This window comes from Streptomyces tateyamensis (genome assembly GCF_003205575.1).
Taxonomy (GTDB): domain Bacteria; phylum Actinomycetota; class Actinomycetes; order Streptomycetales; family Streptomycetaceae; genus Kitasatospora; species Kitasatospora tateyamensis.
In genome coordinates this window covers 1-235 of record NZ_PYBW01000373.1, presented here as the reverse complement: position 1 = coordinate 235, position 235 = coordinate 1, and the positions used below count along the sequence as shown (strand labels likewise).

The 235-nt window shown below is 64.7% G+C and carries 1 protein-coding gene; it reads right to left on the bottom strand.

Annotated features, from left to right (window positions below; genetic code table 11):
- Positions 1-190 (bottom strand): PspC domain-containing protein (locus C7C46_RS33790; RefSeq protein WP_110673631.1); only part of this gene is annotated, 190 nt, incomplete at its 3' end.
- Positions 191-235 lie beyond the last annotated feature (45 nt).

The window sequence follows — 235 nt, the reverse complement described above, 5'->3', positions numbered from 1 at the left end:
GGTAGCGGTCCTCGTTTGGCATCAGGACCCACAGCACGAGGTAGACGATCACCTGGGTGCCGGGCAGTAGCAGGGACAGCAGGAACAGAAGCCGAACCATGAACGGCGACATGTTGAACCGGCGAGCCAGGCCGGCGCAGACACCGGCGATCATGCGTCCCTCGCGGGGTCGGACCAGTTTGCGACTCATCGTCGTACTCCCACTCTGCGGCGGTGGGCCGCGTCTGCAATCCAC